The organism is Micromonospora sp. H61, from assembly GCF_018070325.1.
Classification (GTDB): domain Bacteria; phylum Actinomycetota; class Actinomycetes; order Mycobacteriales; family Micromonosporaceae; genus Micromonospora; species Micromonospora salmantinae.
The window spans coordinates 78611-96366 of record NZ_JAGPXY010000006.1; the positions used below are offsets into that span (position 1 = coordinate 78611).

The following is a 17756-nucleotide window of genomic DNA, read 5'->3' on the forward strand; positions in this document are numbered from 1 at the left end:
AGTCAAATGGCGGGGCGGGCCACTGCTGGCCGATGTTGACCGCCGCATCGGGCGCGGATCGGGCACGCGCTCGTGAGTCGGAGGCTTGAACCCCTAATGAATGCCTTGCTCTCCCGCCTGAGACCTACCAGCCGTGGGTCCAACGCGAGATGTACGGCCAGGGCTGGAGCGTCTACGGACTCGTTGCCTTCGGGGAGCGGATCGAGGAGGCGCTCGAGGCATGCCCGAACACTGCCTCCGCGCTGACGAAGGTCCCTCACCTGACGACCGCTGGGTTCTCTCGGATGACTCCTGGCACCCAAATCAAGCCCCATCAGGGATGGGTCACCACCGTTTACGCGCGCATCTCGGACTCGTCGTGCCGCAGGACTGCGCGCTGCGAGTGGGCGACGAGACTCGACAGTGGCGCGAGGGCGAAACCCTCGTCTTCGACGACACCGTCACGCATGAGGCGTGGAACTACGGCACCCTTGACCGCGTTGTGCTCCTGGTCGACTTCGTCCGTCCCGGCTGCGAGGACAGGCCGCAGGATGAACTGCCGGCCTCAGTGGCCGGCTTCGTACGACGCGGCGGATGAGCCAGACCACACAAGAGCACTCCAAGGCCCGTCTCATCCTCCCGTCCCGAGAACCCCGCCAACCGCCGGCAGCGCCCCGAGGCATCACGCTCAATGCAGCGCGGTACGTGGCAAGTCCGGATGTCGGATCATGACGGTGCCAGGCATCATCATCGTGTGAACGCCCGCCGAACCGTCGTCTTGGTGGATGACCTACGTTCGTTTGTGGATGGCCGTATCGCCGAGGTGGCCCGCACCAGCGACGCCGGAGTTGAACTCCTCGGTCGGTACCGAGGCCGGCGCTTGGATGAACTGTGGCTGGACCATGACCTCGGCGGGGATGACACGATCTGGCCGGTCGTGGAGGTCCTGGAACGGGCGGCCTTCGACAAACGCCCCTTTGACGTCGGCGTCATCAACATCCACTCCGCCAATCCGGCCGGCGCCGCGAAGGTCGCCCTGGTCCTAAGACGCTGGGGGTATTACGTCCGTGTCGCGTCGTGCTCAACCGAGGTCGGCTATCTCGACGGCCACGCAGTGAACTGACCGGCTCAAAACGCGCCGCCAGCTGGTTGCCGCACTCGGACGGCGGCAGAAGAGGAAGCCGACGGCGCATCGATCCCATCAAAATTGGCCGTCCTCCGACTTTGCCTGACGGCGTGCGCGAGGCGGTAGGGACCAGCAGCCGCCGTCGGGCCGGTGACCAACAGTTGGCATGATGGGCTGGTGACCGAGCCGGTGTTTCGATACCATCCTGATCCCTTGGCCACGGGCTCGGCGGTGCCGATTCAGCACGAATGCAGCGTCTGCGGTCAACTTCGGCAAATTCGCTACCGGGGACCGGTCTACGGCAGACAACCCGAGAGTCTTTGCCTGCACTGTATCTACTCCGGAGCGGCTTCCAGCGCACTCGGCGTCGTCGCCGCCACGGATGGCAGCGACATCCTGGAGATGCCCGCTAACCTTAGCGACGCCGTCGACGTACCTGACGACGTGCCGCATCACGTCATCGAGGAGATCACTCGCCGGACCCCCGGCTTCACCGGTTGGCAGCAACAGTCATGGCTCTACCACTGCGGCGATGGCGCGGCCTTTCTCGGCCCAGTTGGCTACCGCGATCTCGAACCTCATCCGGACGCCCTGAACATGCTTCGCGCGGGCCACCGGCAACGCGGCTGGTCACCCGAGGAGACCGAAGAGTTCCTGCACCGGCTCGACCGTAACGGTGAGCCCACCGCGTATCTGTTCCAATGCCTGCATTGCGGAACTCACCTCTCGTCCTGGGACATCGGTTAACCGCGCCTTCACGCCGAGACGCAGACGCACTCCTCGGCAGATCCGGTCGCCACGCCGTCACGCCAGGATGGCAAGCCTGGCGAGCAGGCCGTCGATGACACCCCCGCTCATCGGCAGGGCCGGGTGTTCGCTGCGCGGACTGCTCGTGACGAACTGTGACGCCCGATCGGCGGCATGAGTGGATGTCTATTGACTTTGGCGGCCACCGGTCAGATGGATGTGACGTAACCAGGGACTGAAGGCGGCGACGTGGCCCGAGGCGCCGTGGTGCGCTTTCGATGGCGTGAACCGGCCTTCGCTGACTGCGGCGTCGTAGGCGCCCCCGATGGCGTACTCGGCCAGGATTCCAGACACTTGGCGCTCGGCAGCCCAAGCGAGTCCAGCGTCCAGGTTGTCGAACACTCCGGAGGCATATCGGGCGGAGTCACCGTGGAAGATCCAGACGGTTGACCTGAGCGGGCTCCGCTGATCAGAAGTATGGCCTGCGCCGCTGGCCCTCCGGCGTAATGGAGAACGAATCGGGAAACTTGCCCGATCGATGGCGTACGGCCAGAAGCGCCGGTTCGGGGTGTACGCCCCGCAGCCCCGTCTCGGCTGCAGAGTTCGCGAAGGCATTCCACCTATGGATGCAGATGAGGTCGCGGTCACGATCGGCCGTGGTGTAGGCAAGCGTCTTGGGGTAAAACGGGTTAGTTCCCCCGATCCAGAGCGACGGTGGCCCGAACGTCTCAATGACTTCGCGCAGCACCCGATCCCGCGACAGCCAGCTGCTAACGTCCGCGTGGAGCTGCTCATACTCTGCCTCGGACAGCGCCCGTTCCAGCTCAAGCCAACCGAGGCGATGCGCGATCTCGGCGTAGACGGACGCCGTGGCATCACGCACGGCCCCTGCCGGCAGAATGTTGCTGTAGGCGCCCCCGACACGGACGTGACCACCAACTGACGACGCGGACTCTGGGGGCGTGACGTCGCCCAGGCGCCTTGGGGCTCCGTATCGGCACGTTTCACCGAGCAGTGCGAGGCCGACGTTTGGCCAACGCGAGCGGGGGCGCCGAGGCGCAGCGCGCACGGTCGGCGGCAGAGGAGGATGACGGAAACGGCTTGCCGATAGGCGGCGCCAATGCCACGCTCCGCCCCGATGACTACACGGAGCGAGCTTCGGGCATTGCACGACCAGCGGGTGCGGGGCACCATCGCCTCGCGTCTGCCGAACAACTGGAAGCCGTCGTGGGATGGCCCTGTCCTGCAGATAGCCACCCGCGCGCGAGGATTTGCCTTCGTGCAGGATCTCGACGGCCTCAGCGTCGACTACCGCCGCGCCGGCCACACATTGGCCGACGCCGCTTCCGGCATCGCCAACCTCCACAACATCATCCTCACCGGCTGACCATCGGCCCGGTCCCGGGCAACACCTTGAACCTGTGTGCTCTGTCTGCGGCATGAGAGTCCGCGGCGTGGATGCGCCGCGGATGATTGCTTGCTGCCCCTAGCCGATCTCGGGAAGACTGACCTCATGACAAGTCAAGTCAATGCTGATGGGCATGATTATTTTGCATTGCGGACGTTCCGTCAGGATGGGTCATCGGTGTCGACGCCGGTCTGGCTGGCGTCAGCCGGAGGGAACCTGTACGCGTACACACCCGGCCGCTCCTGGAAAGTGAGGCGGATCCGGCGGAACTCGAAAGTCGAGGTGGCGCCGTCCAACTTTGCCGGTGAACCTCACGACCAGTGGCGACCGGGCCACGCGCGGGTACTCCCCGCGTCGGAGTTGCGCATCGCCAAGCGCGCGATGACCGCAAAGTACGGAAACAAATTCCGTTGGTTCACGATCGTGACGCTGGTCGGTCGCCTCCGCAAGCACGGCGGGCGGGCTGTCGGACTCGAGATTAGCCTCGACTCGGTGTAGCACCCCCGCCAGGCGACATAGAACGTTGTCGACCGCTGTGGAGAATTGCGGAGCACTCCGGTGTGAAGCAGGACGCCGCACCGACTCTGACCTACGGCAATGTGGAGCCGCAGGCAGGGGTGGGTGCGAGCGGCGTCCCCACCCGAAGGGTGAGGCTGCTGAGCGATCAGGTGGCTCGGCCTGTCGGGGCCGCCGGTCGCGGCTTTCGCCGAGGCCCCATTCGCCGGCCATGTCGTTGTACGTCATTGTTCACTGCTGCGGGGTGTCGGCGGGGTTCAGTGAGAAGTAGTCCTCCTCTTCCTGCAGGAGGTGCAACCGGAGCACGGCGTCCAGCCCGTACAGGACCGCGAGAAGGTCGGGCAGCTCGTCGGGGCGCAGCCGGCCGTCCGGGTGCTGGGCCAGGTGGCCGCCGATGCGGTCCACCAGACGGCTGATTTCTACGTGCCCCCGGCTCATGGTGGAGGTCGCCTCGTCGCTGCCCAGAGGATCGGCCAGCGCGGGGTAGAGCCGCTGCTCCTCGGCCGCCTCGTGTGGCAGCACCTCGTCGACCAGCCGGCGGTGCACCCCACGTAACGCCGGTACGCATTCCGGCGCGTCGGGGCGGGTCGCTACCAGGTCGGCGGTGTCCCGCAGCCGGGCCAGCACGTCCCGCACCCCGGCGTGCTGGCCGGCGTACCGGTCGAGCAGTTCCCGGGTCTCCGGTGAGACCTTGCGGCGGCGCAGGCCGCCGCGGAGGGCTCGCAGCGCGTTGACGATCACCAGCACGTCGATGCCCTCCTGGAGGAACGCGCCGGCGACCGGGGGTAGCCCGCCGGCGGCGGCGGCGACCATCGCAACCACCGCGAGACCCATGCCGACGGTGGCGCTCTGTACCGCGATGCGACGTGCGTACCGGGCGATCTCGACGGCGTCGGCGAGCCGATCCAGCCGGTCGACGGTGAGCACCGCGTCGGCCACGTCGGCGGAGGCGGTGGCCCCGGTTGCGCCCATCGCCACGCCGACGTGCGCCTCTGCCAGGGCCGGGGCGTCGTTGACGCCGTCGCCGACCATCACGGTGATCGCCCGAGCGGACTCCTCCCTAACCCGGTCGATCTTCTCCTGCGGCGAGCACTGGGCGATCACGTCGTCCACGCCGACGCTCTGCGCCACCTGCCGGGCGGTACGCGGCCGGTCGCCGGTGACCATGATCAGCCGGCTGAGGCCGGCCTCCCGAAGCCGCCGCACGGTGCGCCGAGCGTCGGGGCGTACCGGGTCCTCGAGAAGAATCGCGCCGAGCGGGCCGCGGTCATCGCTGACCCAGACGGTGGAGTGGCCGGCCAGTTCGGCGCGCTCACGTACCCGCTGCGCCCATTCGGGCGCCTCACCGGCGAGCTGGCCCACCCGCACCAAGCGCCCGTTCACCCGTCCGGTCACCCCGCGCCCCGGCTCCTCGGTGACATCCGTCGGCTCAACCAGCCGCAGCCCCCGCTCGTTGGCCTGCCGGACGAGGGCGGCGGCCAGCACGTGCGTGGAGAGCTGCTCGACGGAGGCGGCCAGGCGCAGCACGTCGTCCCGGTCGCCGCCCGGCGCGACCACCGTCTCGGTCGCGCGGGGGCGGCCTGCGGTGAGTGTGCCCGTCTTGTCCATCAGTACGGTGCGGGCCCGGCCCAGCAGCTCCAGCGACCCGCCGTCGCGGACCAGTACCCCGCGCCGGGCCACCCGGGACAGTCCAGAGACGATCGCGATCGGGGTGGCCAGCAGCAGCGGGCATGGGGTGGCTACCACCAGCACCGCCACCGCCCGCAGGAACTGGCCGGTGAGCAGCCAGGCGGTTCCGGCCAGCAGCAGGGTGAACGGCACGAACGCGGCAGCGTACCGGTCGGCGAGCCGGACCATCGGCGCCTTGTGCGCGGTGGCCTCTTCGGCCAGCCGGACGATTCCGGCGTATGTGCTCTCCGCCGCGTTCTTCGTCGCCCGCAGCCCGAACCCGGCGTCGGCGTTGACTACGCCGCTGGCGACCTGCTCGCCCGCGGCGCGGGTGACCAGCTGCGACTCGCCGGTCACCACCGACTCGTCCAGCGTCGCAGCCTTTTCGACCGTCCCGTCCACCGGCACCACGTCGCCGGGGCCAACCACCAGCTGGTCCCCCGTCGCAACCTGGTCCAGCGGCACCACCTCGATCGCGCCGTCCGGAGTGCGCCGCCGGGCCTGTCGAGGGGCCCTTTCCAGCAGGGCGCGCAGGTCACGGCTGGCCCGGCGCTGTGCGTAGCCTTCCAGCGCCTGCCCGGTGCCGACCATCACGGCGATCACCGCGCCAGCCAGGTACTCGCGGACCAGCAGCGTGCCGACCAGCGCCAGCACCGCGATGACGTCCACCCCGAACTGCCGGCGCCACAGCTGCCGTAGCGTCGCCCACGTGACCGGCACCAGCGCAACGAGGGTCACCGCCGCCCAGACCAGCTGGGCCGCCGTCCGCAACCCTGCCACCCACAGCCCGCCGCCCAGCAGGGCGGCCAGGGTGATCAGGGTCAGCGGCGCCCACTCCCGCCAGTCCACCCGCCGCCCCCGCACCGGCTGTTCCGGCACGCACTCGTCCGGTTCCGCTCCCACCTGCGGATCGTCTCAGCGCACCGGTCCCTGCAAGCGGGAACCGGCGTGATCCGTTGCGGGCCGGACGACCCCGAGGCGGGGAATCCGTATGCCGGCTGACCGGCATCCCGGAGGACGGAGCGGCAACACCGCCCGGAACAGGTCCGGAGTGGGGCACGATGTGGAAAACGAAAGGTCGTGACGATGAGCCACGAGACGCCGGCCAGGGACCGCCCGCTGACCACCGCACTCACGCAGGCCGCCGCGGCGGCCGGTCTCGCCCCGTCGGTGCACAACAGCCAGCCGTGGCGCTGGACGGTCCTCCCCGACGCGCTGGAGCTGCGGATGGTGCACGAGCCGCAACTCGCCGCAACCGATCCGGAGAATCGGCTGGTGACGTTGAGCTGCGGCCTGGCGCTGCACCACGCGCGCGTGGCGCTGGCCGCCGAGGGTTGGGCCGCAGAGGTGGAGCGGCTACCCGACCCGGGCCAGCCTGAGCTGCTCGCCCGATTCAGCCGGTTCGAGCAGACCGAGGCGGACGCGGACGCGACCCGCCTCGTGCCGTGCATGCGGACTCGGCAGACCGACCGGCGGCCGGTCAGTGACGAGCCGGTGCCCAACGGCACACTCGACGAGATCGTCAAGTCGACCGGCGCGCAGGGCGCCCGACTCCAACTGCTCGACTCCGACCAGGTGATGGAGTTGGCGGCCGCGGCGGCCCACGCTGCGGTGGTGGCGGCGGAGGAGCCGGAGCTGCGGGAGGAGCTCGCGTACTGGACCAGCCGGGCCGCCGCCGGCGCCGGATTGCCCCCCGAGGTGCTGCCCGAGCAGCCCCCGCAGACCACCGTGCCGGTACGGGACTTCGGCAAATCCGGAACCCTGCCGATCAGCCCCGGACACGACCGTGCGGCCGCCTATGCCATCCTCTGGAACATCGACGACGAGCCGGACAGCTGGCTGCGCGCCGGAGAGGGGCTCTCCGCCGCCTGGCTGACCGCCACCCGGCTCGGCGTCTCGATGGTGCCGCTCAGCGGCGTGGTCGAGACCGACGGCACCCGGCAGACACTGCGCCAGATGCTGGCCGGGCTCGGCTTTCCGTATCTGGCGATGCGGCTGGGGATCGCCGACCGGGCGCACGCCGCGCCACCCCACACTCCGCGCCTGCCCACTGAGCAGGTCGTCGACACCTCCGCGGTGGACTCCGGCACCAGGTAGCGTGCCCGTCCCCGGACGCTCACCGGGGGGGCCAAGCCCAGGAAACGAGCGTCTCGCGGAAGCCACCACGGGATGCGCGTGACAAAACCATGCCGGCCGGGCATGACCCACGACAGCCGATCGACCAACTCCTCAAAGACGTGAGGACAAGCCTCGATGGGCTGTCGTGGGCTGTGCCAAGGTGGCTTGCTGATCGACAACAGCGGCGCTTTGCGGGCCGCGCTCCGCGCTGTGCGGATGAGCTCTGCCTGGGATTGACAGCCACCACCAGACCGATGCCGACCTGTCACTGCGACGACCAGCGACCCGGGACCAGGAGCCACGAGCAACGCTGCAAGCAGCGAGCCCTGACCACTTCGGTGTCCACGAACGGCTCGGCTCAACCGGCGACGTCCACGACGACCTTGCCCTCGGCGGTGCCGTCGGCGACCAGCCGATGGGCGTCCATTACCGTGTCGAGCGTGAACCTGCGCTCGTCCAGTCGGGGGCGCAGCGCGCCGGCATCGGCCAGCGCCGCGATCTCGCGCAGGATGTCGCCGTGGTGTTCCCGGCCCCGCCCGGTGAGCATCGGCAGCAGGGTGAACACGCCGGAGTAGGTCGCACCCCGGAACGACAGCGGGGCGAGCGAGTGTGAGCCCCAGCCCAGTGCGCTGACGACGTGCCCGTGGTAGGTGCGTACCGCCGCGAACGAGGCGTCGAGCGTCGCGCCGCCGACGTTGTCGACGACGATGTCGAATCCCTCGCCGCCGGTGTACCTCTCGACGTACTCCTCGACCTTGCTCGCTGTGTAGTCGATCGGCACGGCACCCAGACTCTCGATCACCCGCAGGCTCGCCGGCCCGCCCGTGGCGTACGCCTCGGCGCCTCGCGCCTGGGCAAGTTGCACACCCACGTACCCGACACCTCCGGCGCCTCCGTGCACCAGGACCTTCTGCCCGGCGCGGACTCCGGCCCGGTCGACCAGCCCCTCCCAGGAGGTGACCGCCGCCAGGGGCAACGCGGCGGCCTCCCGCATCGAGAGGCTCCTCGGCTTGTGGGCCAGCAGTCGAGCGTCCACGGCGGCGTACTCGGCCAGCGAGCCCTGTAGGTCGCCGACGCCCCCGCACAGCCCGTGCACCTCGTCTCCCGGCTCGAAGCCGGCCACGTCCGCGCCGACCGCCGCGACGACGCCGGCAAGGTCCAGGCCGAGCACCGCGGGCAGCTCGACACGCGCGTGCGCGGCCTTACCTGCCTGGATCTTCGTGTCGAGCGGGTTGACCCCGCTGGCGACGATCCGCACCAGCACCTGCCCGCGCTCGGGGGCGGGTTGATCGATCTCCTCGACCGTCAGCGGAGCGTCGAACTCCCGCAACAACGCGGCGCGCATAACCATCCACACTCTCCGTGATCGAGGCTTCACGTGGACGCTATCCGACCGGATCGGCGGCGGGGCGGGTTCCTCGGACCGCGCCGGCGCCGCGACGGGCGGACCGAGTGTGGGTCAGTCGTCTTCGGCACCATCGAGTAGCGCGCGTCGCAACGCCAGTCGGTGCTTCCGGCGGATCTTCGCCTCCCGGTACCGTCGGCGGTCCCCGTCGGTCTCCGGTAGCAGCGGCGGCACGGTACGAGGCTGGCCGTCGTCGTCGATGGCGACCATGACCAGGTGGGCGGTTGCCACGTCGGTGGGAGGCACCGCCCGGTCCCACCGGTCGGCGGTCACCTTGACGGCCACCTCCATCGAGCTGCGGCCGGCCCAGGTGATCCGGGCGTCGACGTGCACGACGTCGCCGACCCGCACCGCGCGGAGGAACGCCGTCTCGTCGATGGCGGCGGTCACCGCCGGCCCGTCGGAGTGTCGGGCGGCGACCACACCGGCGACGGAGTCGATGAGGTTGAGGATCCGGCCGCCGTGCACCGTACCTATCAGGTTGGTGTGGTGCTGGTCGGGAAACCACACCGCCGGGTCGCGGACACACACTGGCGAGGACCTGGCCGTGCACCACACGCACGGCCCGTCACCCGCTCAGCCCACCCGCGAGGCCGACGGCAGCGCACACGGTTGTGTACGCGGCGCCGGCAGGTCTTCGGACTCGCGGGCCTGACCGGTCGCGCCGGTCCCCTACTGGCCGTCGCTTCCCAGGCCGTTGGCCCAGTGCTGATGACGGCGGTCGTTCCCACTCACCGCTGCGGGGCAGCCCCGGATTTCCACCGGGTTCCCTCTTACGACGCCCAGCCGGTCACGACGGGGCGAACCAGCGCCGTCGGCAGCATAGCTGGCCAGGGGATCTGTCCACCGAGGGCGTCCTGCCGCGGCGGCGGACGGCCTCATCGTCAACTTTTGTCGTCCGAGGAAGAAGATCGCCACCTATTGAAAAAAGTCTCGCGAGGGTGAGGATATCCAGATGCGTCGTCTCCCCCAGACTTGCGGGCGGGTGGTCTCGGGCCTCCTCGCGTTCCTCCTCGCCTCGGCTGTCGCCCTCCTCGCGTCCGCCCAGCCCGCCGCGGCGCACGGGACCCTCGCCACGTCCACACCGGCGAGCGGCGCCACCGTGCGCGAGCCGTTGACGGAGGTGCGGCTGTACTTCACCGAGAAGGCCGCCGCCAACGCGTTCTTCACTATCACCGCCCCGGGCGGCGCCCGTGTCGACAACGGCTGGTCGCAGGGGGAGCCGAAGCCGCTGGAGAAGCCGGTGCGGGAGTACTTCCTGGTCAACGGGCAGTTCGAGCCACGGGAGTACACGACGGGGTTCCCCGCGGTGGTGTCCGTCGCCCACCTGCCCGCAAAGGGCCAGTACTCGGTGAGCTACCTGTCGGTCGCCTCGGACGGCGACACCGTGCGGGGCACCCTGACCTTCCGCTACGACGGGCGGGTGACGGCAGCGCCGAAGGGGTGGAGCCCGCCATCGACCCAACCGGACCCGGCGCTGGTGGCCGCCACCGAGCAGCACAACACGTCCGGGCAGGCCTCGGCGGTGCCGACCACCGCGGACGATCCGTCGACCCCGCCGGCTGCGGCGGCCCCGTCGACCGGGTCGACCGAGGAGAGCGGTCCCGGGGCACCGGCCTGGGCCGGCTGGGCGGCGGCGGACGCGGCGGTCGGGGCGGTGGCCGGGTTCGTCGGCTGGCGTCGCCGATCCGCCGGCACACCCACCGGCCGGGGCCGTACCTCGGCGGCGACCTCCGGTCGACGCGGCGGTGGCGCCCGTGCCACGAACAGGGCCGGCACTGGCAAGACCGTCGGCGGCAAGGCTGCCGGGGACAAGACCGTCGGCGGCAAGGTCGGCGGGGGCAGGGCCGGCGCGGCGACGGGCGTCGTCGCGCGTACCGCGAGCGACAGGCAGCGGCCCGCCACCGTGCCGGCGGCGCGCAAGGGCGACACGGTCGTCACGGCCCGCACGGGCGTCACCGTCGAGCCGACGCCTACCGATCAGGTGACCGAGGCCCTCGCCAACGCGGACGGCGAACCGACGGTCGACCCCGGGCCACGGCCCGACACGGACCTCGCCGCCGCGACGCCTGGGTCCCGGCTGAGCAACACCCACCTGGCGCTGTTCGTCGGCGGGCTGGTGGTGGCCCTGTTGGCCGGGTTCGGGCTGGCCCGTATCGGCACCGCCGACGAGAGTCCGGCGACCGGCAACGCACGACCGTCGGCCGGTGGACCGTCCGACTCGGGGCAGGTGGGCTCCGCGACCGACGGGCACCAACACCCGGCTGGTACGGGGCCGCACACGCATCGGGGTGACGACGCGCCGGGCGCGACGCTGGCGACCGGGACGACGGTCAGCGCCGGTGGGTACACCCTGCAGCCGCTGGAGCGGTCCCAACCCCCTGGTGTACGCGCCGACTACCGGTTCCGCATCGTCGGGACCGACCGGCAGCCGGCAACGACCTTCCCGGTCGTCCACGACAAGCCGTTGCACATGATCGTGGTGGGCCGCGACCTGTCCGGCTACCAGCATTTGCACCCGACGATGGCACCCGACGGCACCTGGAGCGTCCCCCTGACGCTGGCCCGGCCCGGCGGCTACCGCGTCTACGCCGACTTCTCCGTCACCGCGGCCGACGGCAGGCAGCAGCCTCTCGTGCTGGGCGTCGACCACACGGTGCCCGGCGCGCACACCCCGACCGCACTGCCGCCGGCACAGGCGCAGGCGACAGCTGGTCCGTACGCGGTGTCGATGACCGGCACCCCGACGGTGGGGGTGACGGCGCCGATGCACTTCCAGGTCAGCGCCGACCCGACCGTACCGGCGCAGTTGGAGCGGTACCTGGGCGCGTACGGGCACCTGGTAGTGGTTCGTGAGGGCGACCTCGGCTACGTGCACGTCCACCCCGAGCAGGAGTTGGTCGACGGGACCGTCAAGTTCTGGCTGACCGCGCCGAGTTCAGGCCGGTACCGGGCCTTCTTCGACTTCCAGGTCGCCGGCAAGGTGCACACCGGGGAGTTCACGATCAACGTTCCCTGACTCCGGAACTTTCTCCGAGCTGCGGCCGACCAACCTCCCAGCAGCAACCATCGGAGGAAGAACACATGCGCACCACCAGCCCAAACGCTTCACGCCGCCATTCGGCCGCCATCTTCGCCGCCGCGATCCTGACGGTGGGCGTCGCCGGTTGCGGCTCGTCCGACTCTCCGTCGACAGCGCAGGCGGGCCCGCCCGCGTCGACCTCGGCCAACCCGGACGCTGGTGTGCTCGGCATTCGTGACCCGTGGGTGAAGGCGGCCGACAAGGGCATGACGGCGGCCTTCGGGACCCTGGTCAACGACGGCGACACCGATGTCACGGTGACGAGTGCCACGACCTCCCTGTCGCCGATGGAGTTGCACGAGATGGCCATGAAGGACGGCAAGATGGTCATGCGGCAAAAGCAGGGCGGCATCGTGATCAAGGCCAAGAGCACGCACGCCCTGGAGCCCGGGGGCGACCACCTCATGCTGATGAACCTCACCAAGCCCGTTCAGGCCGGCGACGAGTTGACCTTCACCCTGACCTTCGCCGACGGCAAGAACCAGCAGTTCCGCGCCATGGCCAAGCCGTTCACCGGCGCGCAGGAGAGCTACGCCCCCGGGCACGGCGAGCCGATGCCCAGCATGAGCGCCACGCCGGAGATGAGCATGAGCCCGGCATCGTGACGCGGACACCACAGGTCCGGCCGGTGAGCAGGCGCGGCCTGCTCACCGGCGGAGCACTGGCCGCCGGCGGAGCCCTGGCCGGTGGTGCCGCGATCGCCGGCACCCGCGCGGGGAGGACCGGGCCGCCGACGGCGACCGCCGCCGACACGACGCCCGTGGCGACCGTCGGAGGGCTGGTCGAGCCGTTCCACGGCGCCCGGCAGGCCGGGGTGGCCACCGAACCGCAGGCGCACGCGTCGTTCGTGGCACTCACAGTGCGGGCCGGCGTCGACCGGGCCGCGCTGGGCCGGATGTTGCGGTTGCTCACCGACGACGCCGCCCGGCTCACCCAGGGCCGACCCGCGCTGGCCGACACCGAGGCCGAACTCGGGCTGCTGCCGGCACGGTTGACAGTGACCTTCGGCTTCGGGCCGGGCCTGTACCGGGCGGCCGGCGTCGACGACCGCCGGCCGGCATCGGTCACCGACCTGCCGTCGTTCCGCATCGACCGGCTTCAGCCGGCCTGGTCCGGCGGCGACCTGCTGCTGCAGATCTGCGCGGACGACGCGATCTCCGTCGCCCACGCCCAGCGGGTCCTGGTCAAGGACAGCCGACCGTTCGCCACAGTGCGGTGGGCCCAGCAGGGCTTCCGGCGCAGCCCCGGTGTCGAGCCGGGCGGCCACACCCAACGCAACCTCTTCGGTCAGCTCGACGGCACCGCCAACCCCCGACCCGGCGCGCCCATGGACACCGCCCTCTGGGTCCCGGACGGCCCGGCATGGCTGCGCGACAGCACCACAGTGGTACTCCGGCGGATCAGCATGAACATGGAAACGTGGGACCTGCTCGGCCGGACCGACCGCGAACTCGCCGTCGGGCGACGGCTCGACACCGGCGCCCCGCTCACCGGCACCGCCGAACACGACGAACCCGACTTCGCCGCCACCGACGCCGACGGCCTCACCGTCATCCCCGACTTCTCGCACCTGACCCGCGCCCACGTCACCGACGACCGGCTGAAGATCCTGCGCCGGCCCTACAACTACGACGGGGTGCCGACGGCGGAGGGCCACGCGGACAGCGGCCTGATCTTCGCCTCGTACCAGGCCGACATCGCCCGACAGTTCCTGCCCATCCAGCGCCGGCTGGCCGATCGGGACCTGCTCAACGAGTGGACCACGCCGATCGGGTCCGCCGTCTTCGCCATCCCGCCCGGATGTCAACCGGGCGGGTGGATCGGCGAGCAGGTGCTCGGATGAGCACGTCAACCGTCATGACCGTACCGTCGTCCCGCCCCACCGCCGTCCGGCTCGGCGCGGCGGTGCTCGCCGCCCTCGTGGCGGTACTCATCCCGGCCAGCCCGGCCTGGGCGCACAACTCGCTCAAGACGGCCACGCCCGCTCGAGACGCGACAGTCCCGAGCGCACCGACCGAGGTCACGCTCGAATTCATGCAGCGACTCGACCCGGCGTTCACCACCATCGTGCTCACCGACGCCGCCAAGCGGAAGCTTCCCACCGGCGAACCGGTGGTCACCGGAGCAAAGAGCACCGTCCAGGTGACCGACACCCTGCCGAACGGGACGTACACGGTCGCCTACCGGGTCGTCTCCGTCGACGGGCACCCGGTGCAGGGTTCCTATCCGTTCACTGTGGCCGATCCGACGTCCAGCGCCGCGCCGGTTGCCGACGTGAGCGCGTCAGCGCCCGCCCCGTCCGCCGCTGCCACCAAGTCCGGCGGCGGTCCGAGCGCCGGCCTACTCGTCGCGGCTGCCGCGCTGGCCCTCCTCGTCCTGCTGACGGCCGGGCTGCTGTGGCGGCGGGCGGCCCGGCGCTGATCCGACCCGCCCGCGTGCGGTCGGCTCGCCCCATCACCTCACCGCACCTCGACCGGGCCGCCGACCGGGCCGACGCCACCGGCGCGGAGGACGACCTCTCCCGCTACAACGCGTTTCTCGCCGCGGCCGGACGGACCGACAGCGATTCGCGCCGCACGGTCCGGCCGGACCAGCCCTGACACCGGGAATCCGATTTTCGGGAACCACCGGCGTCTCTCCCCCGACTACCGGTCAGGGCCGACGCGACACCTCACCGGGCGACCAGACCAGTACGGGAAACACCTTCGTGCTTCCCGACTCTTCCGATCGGATCACCATGTCTCTCACCGAACTGTCCGGCACGCCGACGCCGGAGCCCGCCACTACCACCGAGAAACCGGCCCGACCCGCCCGGCGCGCGTCACCGTTCGGCGCGCTGCTGCTGCGGCTGCACTTCTACGCCGGCATCCTCGTCGCCCCGTTCCTGGTGGTCGCCGCACTGACTGGCCTGGCCTTCACCACCACCCCGCAACTCGACGCCGTCCTCTACGGCGACCAGCTGACCGTCGCCCAGGTGGGTGACCGTCAGCTCCCGCTGGCCGAGCAGATCGGGGCCGCGCGCAACGCGCACCCCGCCGGCAGCATCACCACAGTGCAACCCGGCGACGGCGACCGGACCACAAAGGTGGTGTTCTCCCTGCCCGAACTCGGCGAGAACCAGCACACCGTCTACATCAACCCGTACACCGGCGAGTCCCAGGGGCAGCTCACCACCTGGTTCGGGTCCACGCCGGCCACCACCTGGCTGGACGACCTGCACCGCCACCTGCACCTGGGCACCGTGGGCGAGCACTACTCCGAGCTGGCCGCGAGCTGGCTGTGGGTGATGGCGCTCGGCGGGGTCATCCTCTGGTGGCGTCGACGCGGCGCCGCCCGAGCCGCCGCTCGGCACCTGCTCGTGCCGGACCTGTCCACCGGTAAGGGTGTCCGCCGTACCCGGGGATGGCACGCCACCACCGGCATCTGGCTCACCGTCGGACTGCTCTTCCTCTCGATCACCGGCCTGACCTGGTCCCGCTACGCCGGCGCGAACTTCACCGCCGGCCTCGACGCGCTGAACGCCCGCACCCCGGAGATCTCCACCAGCCTCACCGCCGGTCCCCCCGCCCCTGCCGAGACCGGCGGGGGCCACGAGCACGGCGCCGCCGGGCCGGGCGGCGTCGTCGAGTCGGCGGCCTTCGATCGGGTCCTGACGGTCGCTCGCGGCGCGGGCCTCTCCGGGCCGGTCGAGATCAGCCCCGCGCCGGAGCCGGGCTCCGCCTGGACCGTCACGCAGGTCGACAACACCTGGCCGGTCAAGAAGGACCGCATCGCCGTCGACCCGGCCTCCGACACGGTCACCGCCCGCAGCGACTTCGCCGACTGGCCCCTGCTGGCCAAACTGAGCGGCCTCGGCATCCAGGCCCACATGGGGATCCTCTTCGGCCTGGTCAACCAGATCCTGCTCGCCGCGCTCGCCCTCGGCCTGCTCTGCGTCATCTTCTGGGGCTACCGCATGTGGTGGCAACGCCGGCCCACCCGCGCCGACCGCCGTGCCATCGCCGGCGCCCCGCCAGCCCGCGGCGGCGTACGCGGTCTGCCGCTCTGGGCGCTGCTGATCGGCGTACCGGTGACCGTGGCGATCGGCTGGACGCTGCCCCTGTTCGGGCTCACCCTGCTCGCTTTCCTCGTCATCGACGTGGTGGTGGGTGCGCTGTCTCGACGCCGGCGACCTGCCGTGGCTCCCACCTCCCCGGCCCCTGCGGGGAGCTGATCCAACGGACCGGCCGTCCGTGCTTGAACGGACGGCCGGACGCTTCGCTCAGATCACTACCTGTTTGGTGTTCGGCAGGCTGTCGACGATCGACTTCTGCACGTTGATCGTGTCGGCGATGATCTCGTGGGGCGTGTTGGCCATCCACTGCATCACCGAGATGTCCTCGAACCGGGGATGGCGGAACATCTCCAGGAACACCAGTGGCTCGTCGCCGGTGTTCTCGATGTAGTGGCCGTACGCGAACGGGACGTAACCCACGTCGCCGGCCTGGAAGTCGAACGTCCGGGCCGCGGCCTGGGATGCGAAGACGCCCATCCGCCCGGTGCCGGAGATGTAGTACTGCCACTCGTCGGTGGTGGGATGCCAGTGCAATTCGCGCATCCCTCCCGGCTCGACCTCGACCAGGGCCGCGGCGGTGGTGACGGAGGCGGCGAAGTTGGTCGAGTCGGTGATCCGGACCGTCCCGCCGCGGAATCGCTGCGGGGTCTGCGCGAGCATCCGGTGCTTGAAGCTTCGGGGGATGTCACCGGTCGGGCTGACCACCCGATCCTGCTGCAGGGGCGGTGGGACGTCGCCCTGGAAGATGTACTTCTCCCGCTCGGGCAGATTCTCCATCTGTTCCAGCGTCCAGCCGAAGTTCTTGGCCAGCACGTGTCGAGGGGTGTGGGCGAAGAAGTCGCTGAGCAGGAAGGTGTTGTTCTCCGAGAACGCCCCGTCGTCGAAGACCAGCAGGAACTGTGCGCCGTCTTCCAACGCCTGGATGTTGTGCGGCACGCCCTGCGGAAAGAACCACAGATCGCCGGCCTTCACGTCCTCGATGAAATTGCGGCCCTCGTGGTCGACGGCGCTGATCCGGCAGCTACCGCTGAGCATGTACGCCCACTCCGACTGCTGGTGCCAGTGGATCTCCCGGTACGCGCCCGGCTCGAGACCGAACTGGACGCCGGACAACTGACTGGCGATCGGGAGGTCCCGGTTGGTTACCTCGCGGGTCCAGCCGCCCTTCTCCACCCGGGTGTGCGCCTGCGAGAACGAGAACTTGAGGTTGGGCACCAGCCGGCTGTCGGTCGTCGGTGGAACCAGGAGGTCCGGGTTCTGCCGCTCGAGCTCGACGTTGCGGCCCGCGAAGGGCGGGGCGCCCTGGCCGCCGCGCCGAGGCTCGGGATCGCTGTTCGCCATGATCGCTGTCTCCTCACTCGGGTTGGATCGGACGGGGCGCGGGAACCGACCCGCCCCGCAGCCGTAGCCGGGACGAGATCCCCAGCAGGGCGCGCAGTCCGGGCCAGCCGTACTGGACCGTGATCGCGACCGGGATCGCCGCGGCGGTCGCCATCAGCACCAGGCGGGTCCACGCCGGAGCGTGACCACCCGCCCCGGTGCCGGCGTAGAGGACGAACATCAGCAGTACGACCCGGAGCCGATGCAGACCGGGAAGTTCGGTGAGCTGGGCCATGATTCGATGATCGGCGCCGAACGTCGCCCGTCGCATCA

At 70.5% G+C, this 17756-nt stretch carries 17 protein-coding genes, 1 pseudogene and 1 riboswitch; of the genes and pseudogenes, 12 read left to right on the plus strand and 6 right to left on the minus strand.

Annotated elements, in window-relative coordinates:
- The first annotated feature begins 149 nt into the window (after positions 1–149).
- The 3 genes and pseudogenes from KBX08_RS05595 (at position 150) to KBX08_RS05605 (ending at position 1852) form a co-directional block, all read left to right on the plus strand.
- A pseudogene (locus KBX08_RS05595) lies at positions 150–577 on the plus strand (aspartyl/asparaginyl beta-hydroxylase domain-containing protein).
- Positions 578–733: 156 nt separating this feature from the next.
- Positions 734–1102 carry a cyclic-phosphate processing receiver domain-containing protein gene (locus KBX08_RS05600; protein WP_210781473.1) on the plus strand — a complete coding sequence of 123 codons (369 nt, stop codon included), beginning with the start codon at positions 734–736 and terminating at the stop codon, positions 1100–1102.
- A gap of 180 nt (positions 1103–1282) precedes the next feature.
- On the plus strand, positions 1283–1852 hold the full coding sequence (locus KBX08_RS05605; RefSeq protein WP_238689958.1) for a CbrC family protein: 570 nt from the start codon (positions 1283–1285) through the stop codon (positions 1850–1852).
- A gap of 469 nt (positions 1853–2321) precedes the next feature.
- Here the strand turns inward: KBX08_RS05605 and KBX08_RS05610 are convergent, their stop codons facing one another.
- The gene (locus KBX08_RS05610) at positions 2322–2735 is read right to left on the minus strand and encodes a hypothetical protein (protein ID WP_210781475.1); all 414 of its coding nucleotides are present in this window, start codon (positions 2733–2735) and stop codon (positions 2322–2324) included.
- A 255-nt stretch (positions 2736–2990) separates the two neighbouring features.
- On the opposite strand from KBX08_RS05610, the gene KBX08_RS33620 reads away from it, so the two are divergent.
- Both KBX08_RS33620 and KBX08_RS05620 read left to right on the plus strand, forming a co-directional pair.
- A complete protein-coding gene (locus tag KBX08_RS33620) occupies positions 2991–3239 on the plus strand; it encodes a hypothetical protein (protein ID WP_247668930.1) in 249 nt (82 codons plus the stop codon).
- Between the two features lie 126 nt (positions 3240–3365).
- Positions 3366–3758: a PPOX class F420-dependent oxidoreductase gene (locus KBX08_RS05620; RefSeq protein WP_210781476.1), complete on the plus strand. Its 393-nt coding sequence runs from the start codon at positions 3366–3368 to the stop codon at positions 3756–3758.
- A gap of 249 nt (positions 3759–4007) precedes the next feature.
- Here the strand turns inward: KBX08_RS05620 and KBX08_RS05625 are convergent, their stop codons facing one another.
- The gene (locus KBX08_RS05625) at positions 4008–6347 is read right to left on the minus strand and encodes a heavy metal translocating P-type ATPase (RefSeq protein ID WP_210781477.1); all 2340 of its coding nucleotides are present in this window, start codon (positions 6345–6347) and stop codon (positions 4008–4010) included.
- A gap of 183 nt (positions 6348–6530) precedes the next feature.
- On the opposite strand from KBX08_RS05625, the gene KBX08_RS05630 reads away from it, so the two are divergent.
- Complete coding sequence (locus KBX08_RS05630; RefSeq protein WP_210781478.1) at positions 6531–7541, plus strand: nitroreductase family protein; 1011 nt, start codon at positions 6531–6533, stop codon at positions 7539–7541.
- 379 nt (positions 7542–7920) lie between these two features.
- On the opposite strand, the gene KBX08_RS05635 is transcribed toward KBX08_RS05630, so the two are convergent.
- Positions 7921–8913, minus strand: coding sequence for a zinc-dependent alcohol dehydrogenase family protein (locus KBX08_RS05635; protein ID WP_210781479.1), 993 nt, complete (start codon positions 8911–8913; stop codon positions 7921–7923).
- 108 nt (positions 8914–9021) lie between these two features.
- Positions 9022–9498, minus strand: coding sequence for an acyl-CoA thioesterase (locus KBX08_RS05640; RefSeq protein ID WP_307850457.1), 477 nt, complete (start codon positions 9496–9498; stop codon positions 9022–9024).
- Positions 9499–9577: 79 nt separating this feature from the next.
- Positions 9578–9792, minus strand: a riboswitch (cobalamin riboswitch).
- Between the two features lie 130 nt (positions 9793–9922).
- On the opposite strand from KBX08_RS05640, the gene KBX08_RS05645 reads away from it, so the two are divergent.
- From KBX08_RS05645 to KBX08_RS05670, 6 genes are all read left to right on the plus strand, one after another.
- On the plus strand, positions 9923–11986 hold the full coding sequence (locus KBX08_RS05645; protein WP_210781480.1) for a copper resistance protein CopC: 2064 nt from the start codon (positions 9923–9925) through the stop codon (positions 11984–11986).
- Between the two features lie 65 nt (positions 11987–12051).
- Entirely contained in the window at positions 12052–12654 is a 603-nt protein-coding gene (locus KBX08_RS05650; protein WP_210781481.1) for a copper chaperone PCu(A)C, read from the plus strand.
- 23 nt (positions 12655–12677) lie between these two features.
- On the plus strand, positions 12678–13892 hold the full coding sequence (locus KBX08_RS05655) for a Dyp-type peroxidase (protein ID WP_210781482.1): 1215 nt from the start codon (positions 12678–12680) through the stop codon (positions 13890–13892).
- On the plus strand, positions 13889–14470 hold the full coding sequence (locus KBX08_RS05660) for a copper resistance CopC family protein (protein WP_247668931.1): 582 nt from the start codon (positions 13889–13891) through the stop codon (positions 14468–14470). Before KBX08_RS05655 ends, KBX08_RS05660 begins: the two co-directional genes overlap by 4 nt.
- Positions 14471–14484: 14 nt before the next feature.
- On the plus strand, positions 14485–14649 hold the full coding sequence (locus KBX08_RS05665; RefSeq protein WP_210781551.1) for a hypothetical protein: 165 nt from the start codon (positions 14485–14487) through the stop codon (positions 14647–14649).
- A gap of 137 nt (positions 14650–14786) precedes the next feature.
- Positions 14787–16262: a PepSY domain-containing protein gene (locus tag KBX08_RS05670; protein WP_210781483.1), complete on the plus strand. Its 1476-nt coding sequence runs from the start codon at positions 14787–14789 to the stop codon at positions 16260–16262.
- A 48-nt stretch (positions 16263–16310) separates the two neighbouring features.
- Here the strand turns inward: KBX08_RS05670 and KBX08_RS05675 are convergent, their stop codons facing one another.
- Positions 16311–17444, minus strand: a complete 1134-nt coding sequence (locus KBX08_RS05675; protein ID WP_210781484.1) for an oxalate decarboxylase family bicupin — start codon at positions 17442–17444, stop codon at positions 16311–16313.
- Positions 17445–17457: 13 nt separating this feature from the next.
- Positions 17458–17718 carry a hypothetical protein gene (locus KBX08_RS05680; protein ID WP_210781485.1) on the minus strand — a complete coding sequence of 87 codons (261 nt, stop codon included), beginning with the start codon at positions 17716–17718 and terminating at the stop codon, positions 17458–17460.
- Between the last annotated feature and the right edge of the window lie 38 nt (positions 17719–17756).

Excerpts from the sequence above, each read along its gene's own strand:
- KBX08_RS33620 (WP_247668930.1), top strand. The coding sequence starts at position 2,991 with ATGACTACACGGAGCGAGCTTCGGGCATTGCACGACCAGCGGGTGCGG.
- KBX08_RS05620 (WP_210781476.1), top strand. The coding sequence starts at position 3,366 with ATGACAAGTCAAGTCAATGCTGATGGGCATGATTATTTTGCATTGCGG.
- KBX08_RS05630 (WP_210781478.1), top strand. The coding sequence starts at position 6,531 with ATGAGCCACGAGACGCCGGCCAGGGACCGCCCGCTGACCACCGCACTC.
- KBX08_RS05635 (WP_210781479.1), bottom strand. The coding sequence starts at position 8,913 with ATGGTTATGCGCGCCGCGTTGTTGCGGGAGTTCGACGCTCCGCTGACG.
- KBX08_RS05645 (WP_210781480.1), top strand. The coding sequence starts at position 9,923 with ATGCGTCGTCTCCCCCAGACTTGCGGGCGGGTGGTCTCGGGCCTCCTC.
- KBX08_RS05650 (WP_210781481.1), top strand. The coding sequence starts at position 12,052 with ATGCGCACCACCAGCCCAAACGCTTCACGCCGCCATTCGGCCGCCATC.
- KBX08_RS05660 (WP_247668931.1), top strand. The coding sequence starts at position 13,889 with ATGAGCACGTCAACCGTCATGACCGTACCGTCGTCCCGCCCCACCGCC.
- KBX08_RS05670 (WP_210781483.1), top strand. The coding sequence starts at position 14,787 with ATGTCTCTCACCGAACTGTCCGGCACGCCGACGCCGGAGCCCGCCACT.
- KBX08_RS05675 (WP_210781484.1), bottom strand. The coding sequence starts at position 17,444 with ATGGCGAACAGCGATCCCGAGCCTCGGCGCGGCGGCCAGGGCGCCCCG.
- KBX08_RS05680 (WP_210781485.1), bottom strand. The coding sequence starts at position 17,718 with ATGGCCCAGCTCACCGAACTTCCCGGTCTGCATCGGCTCCGGGTCGTA.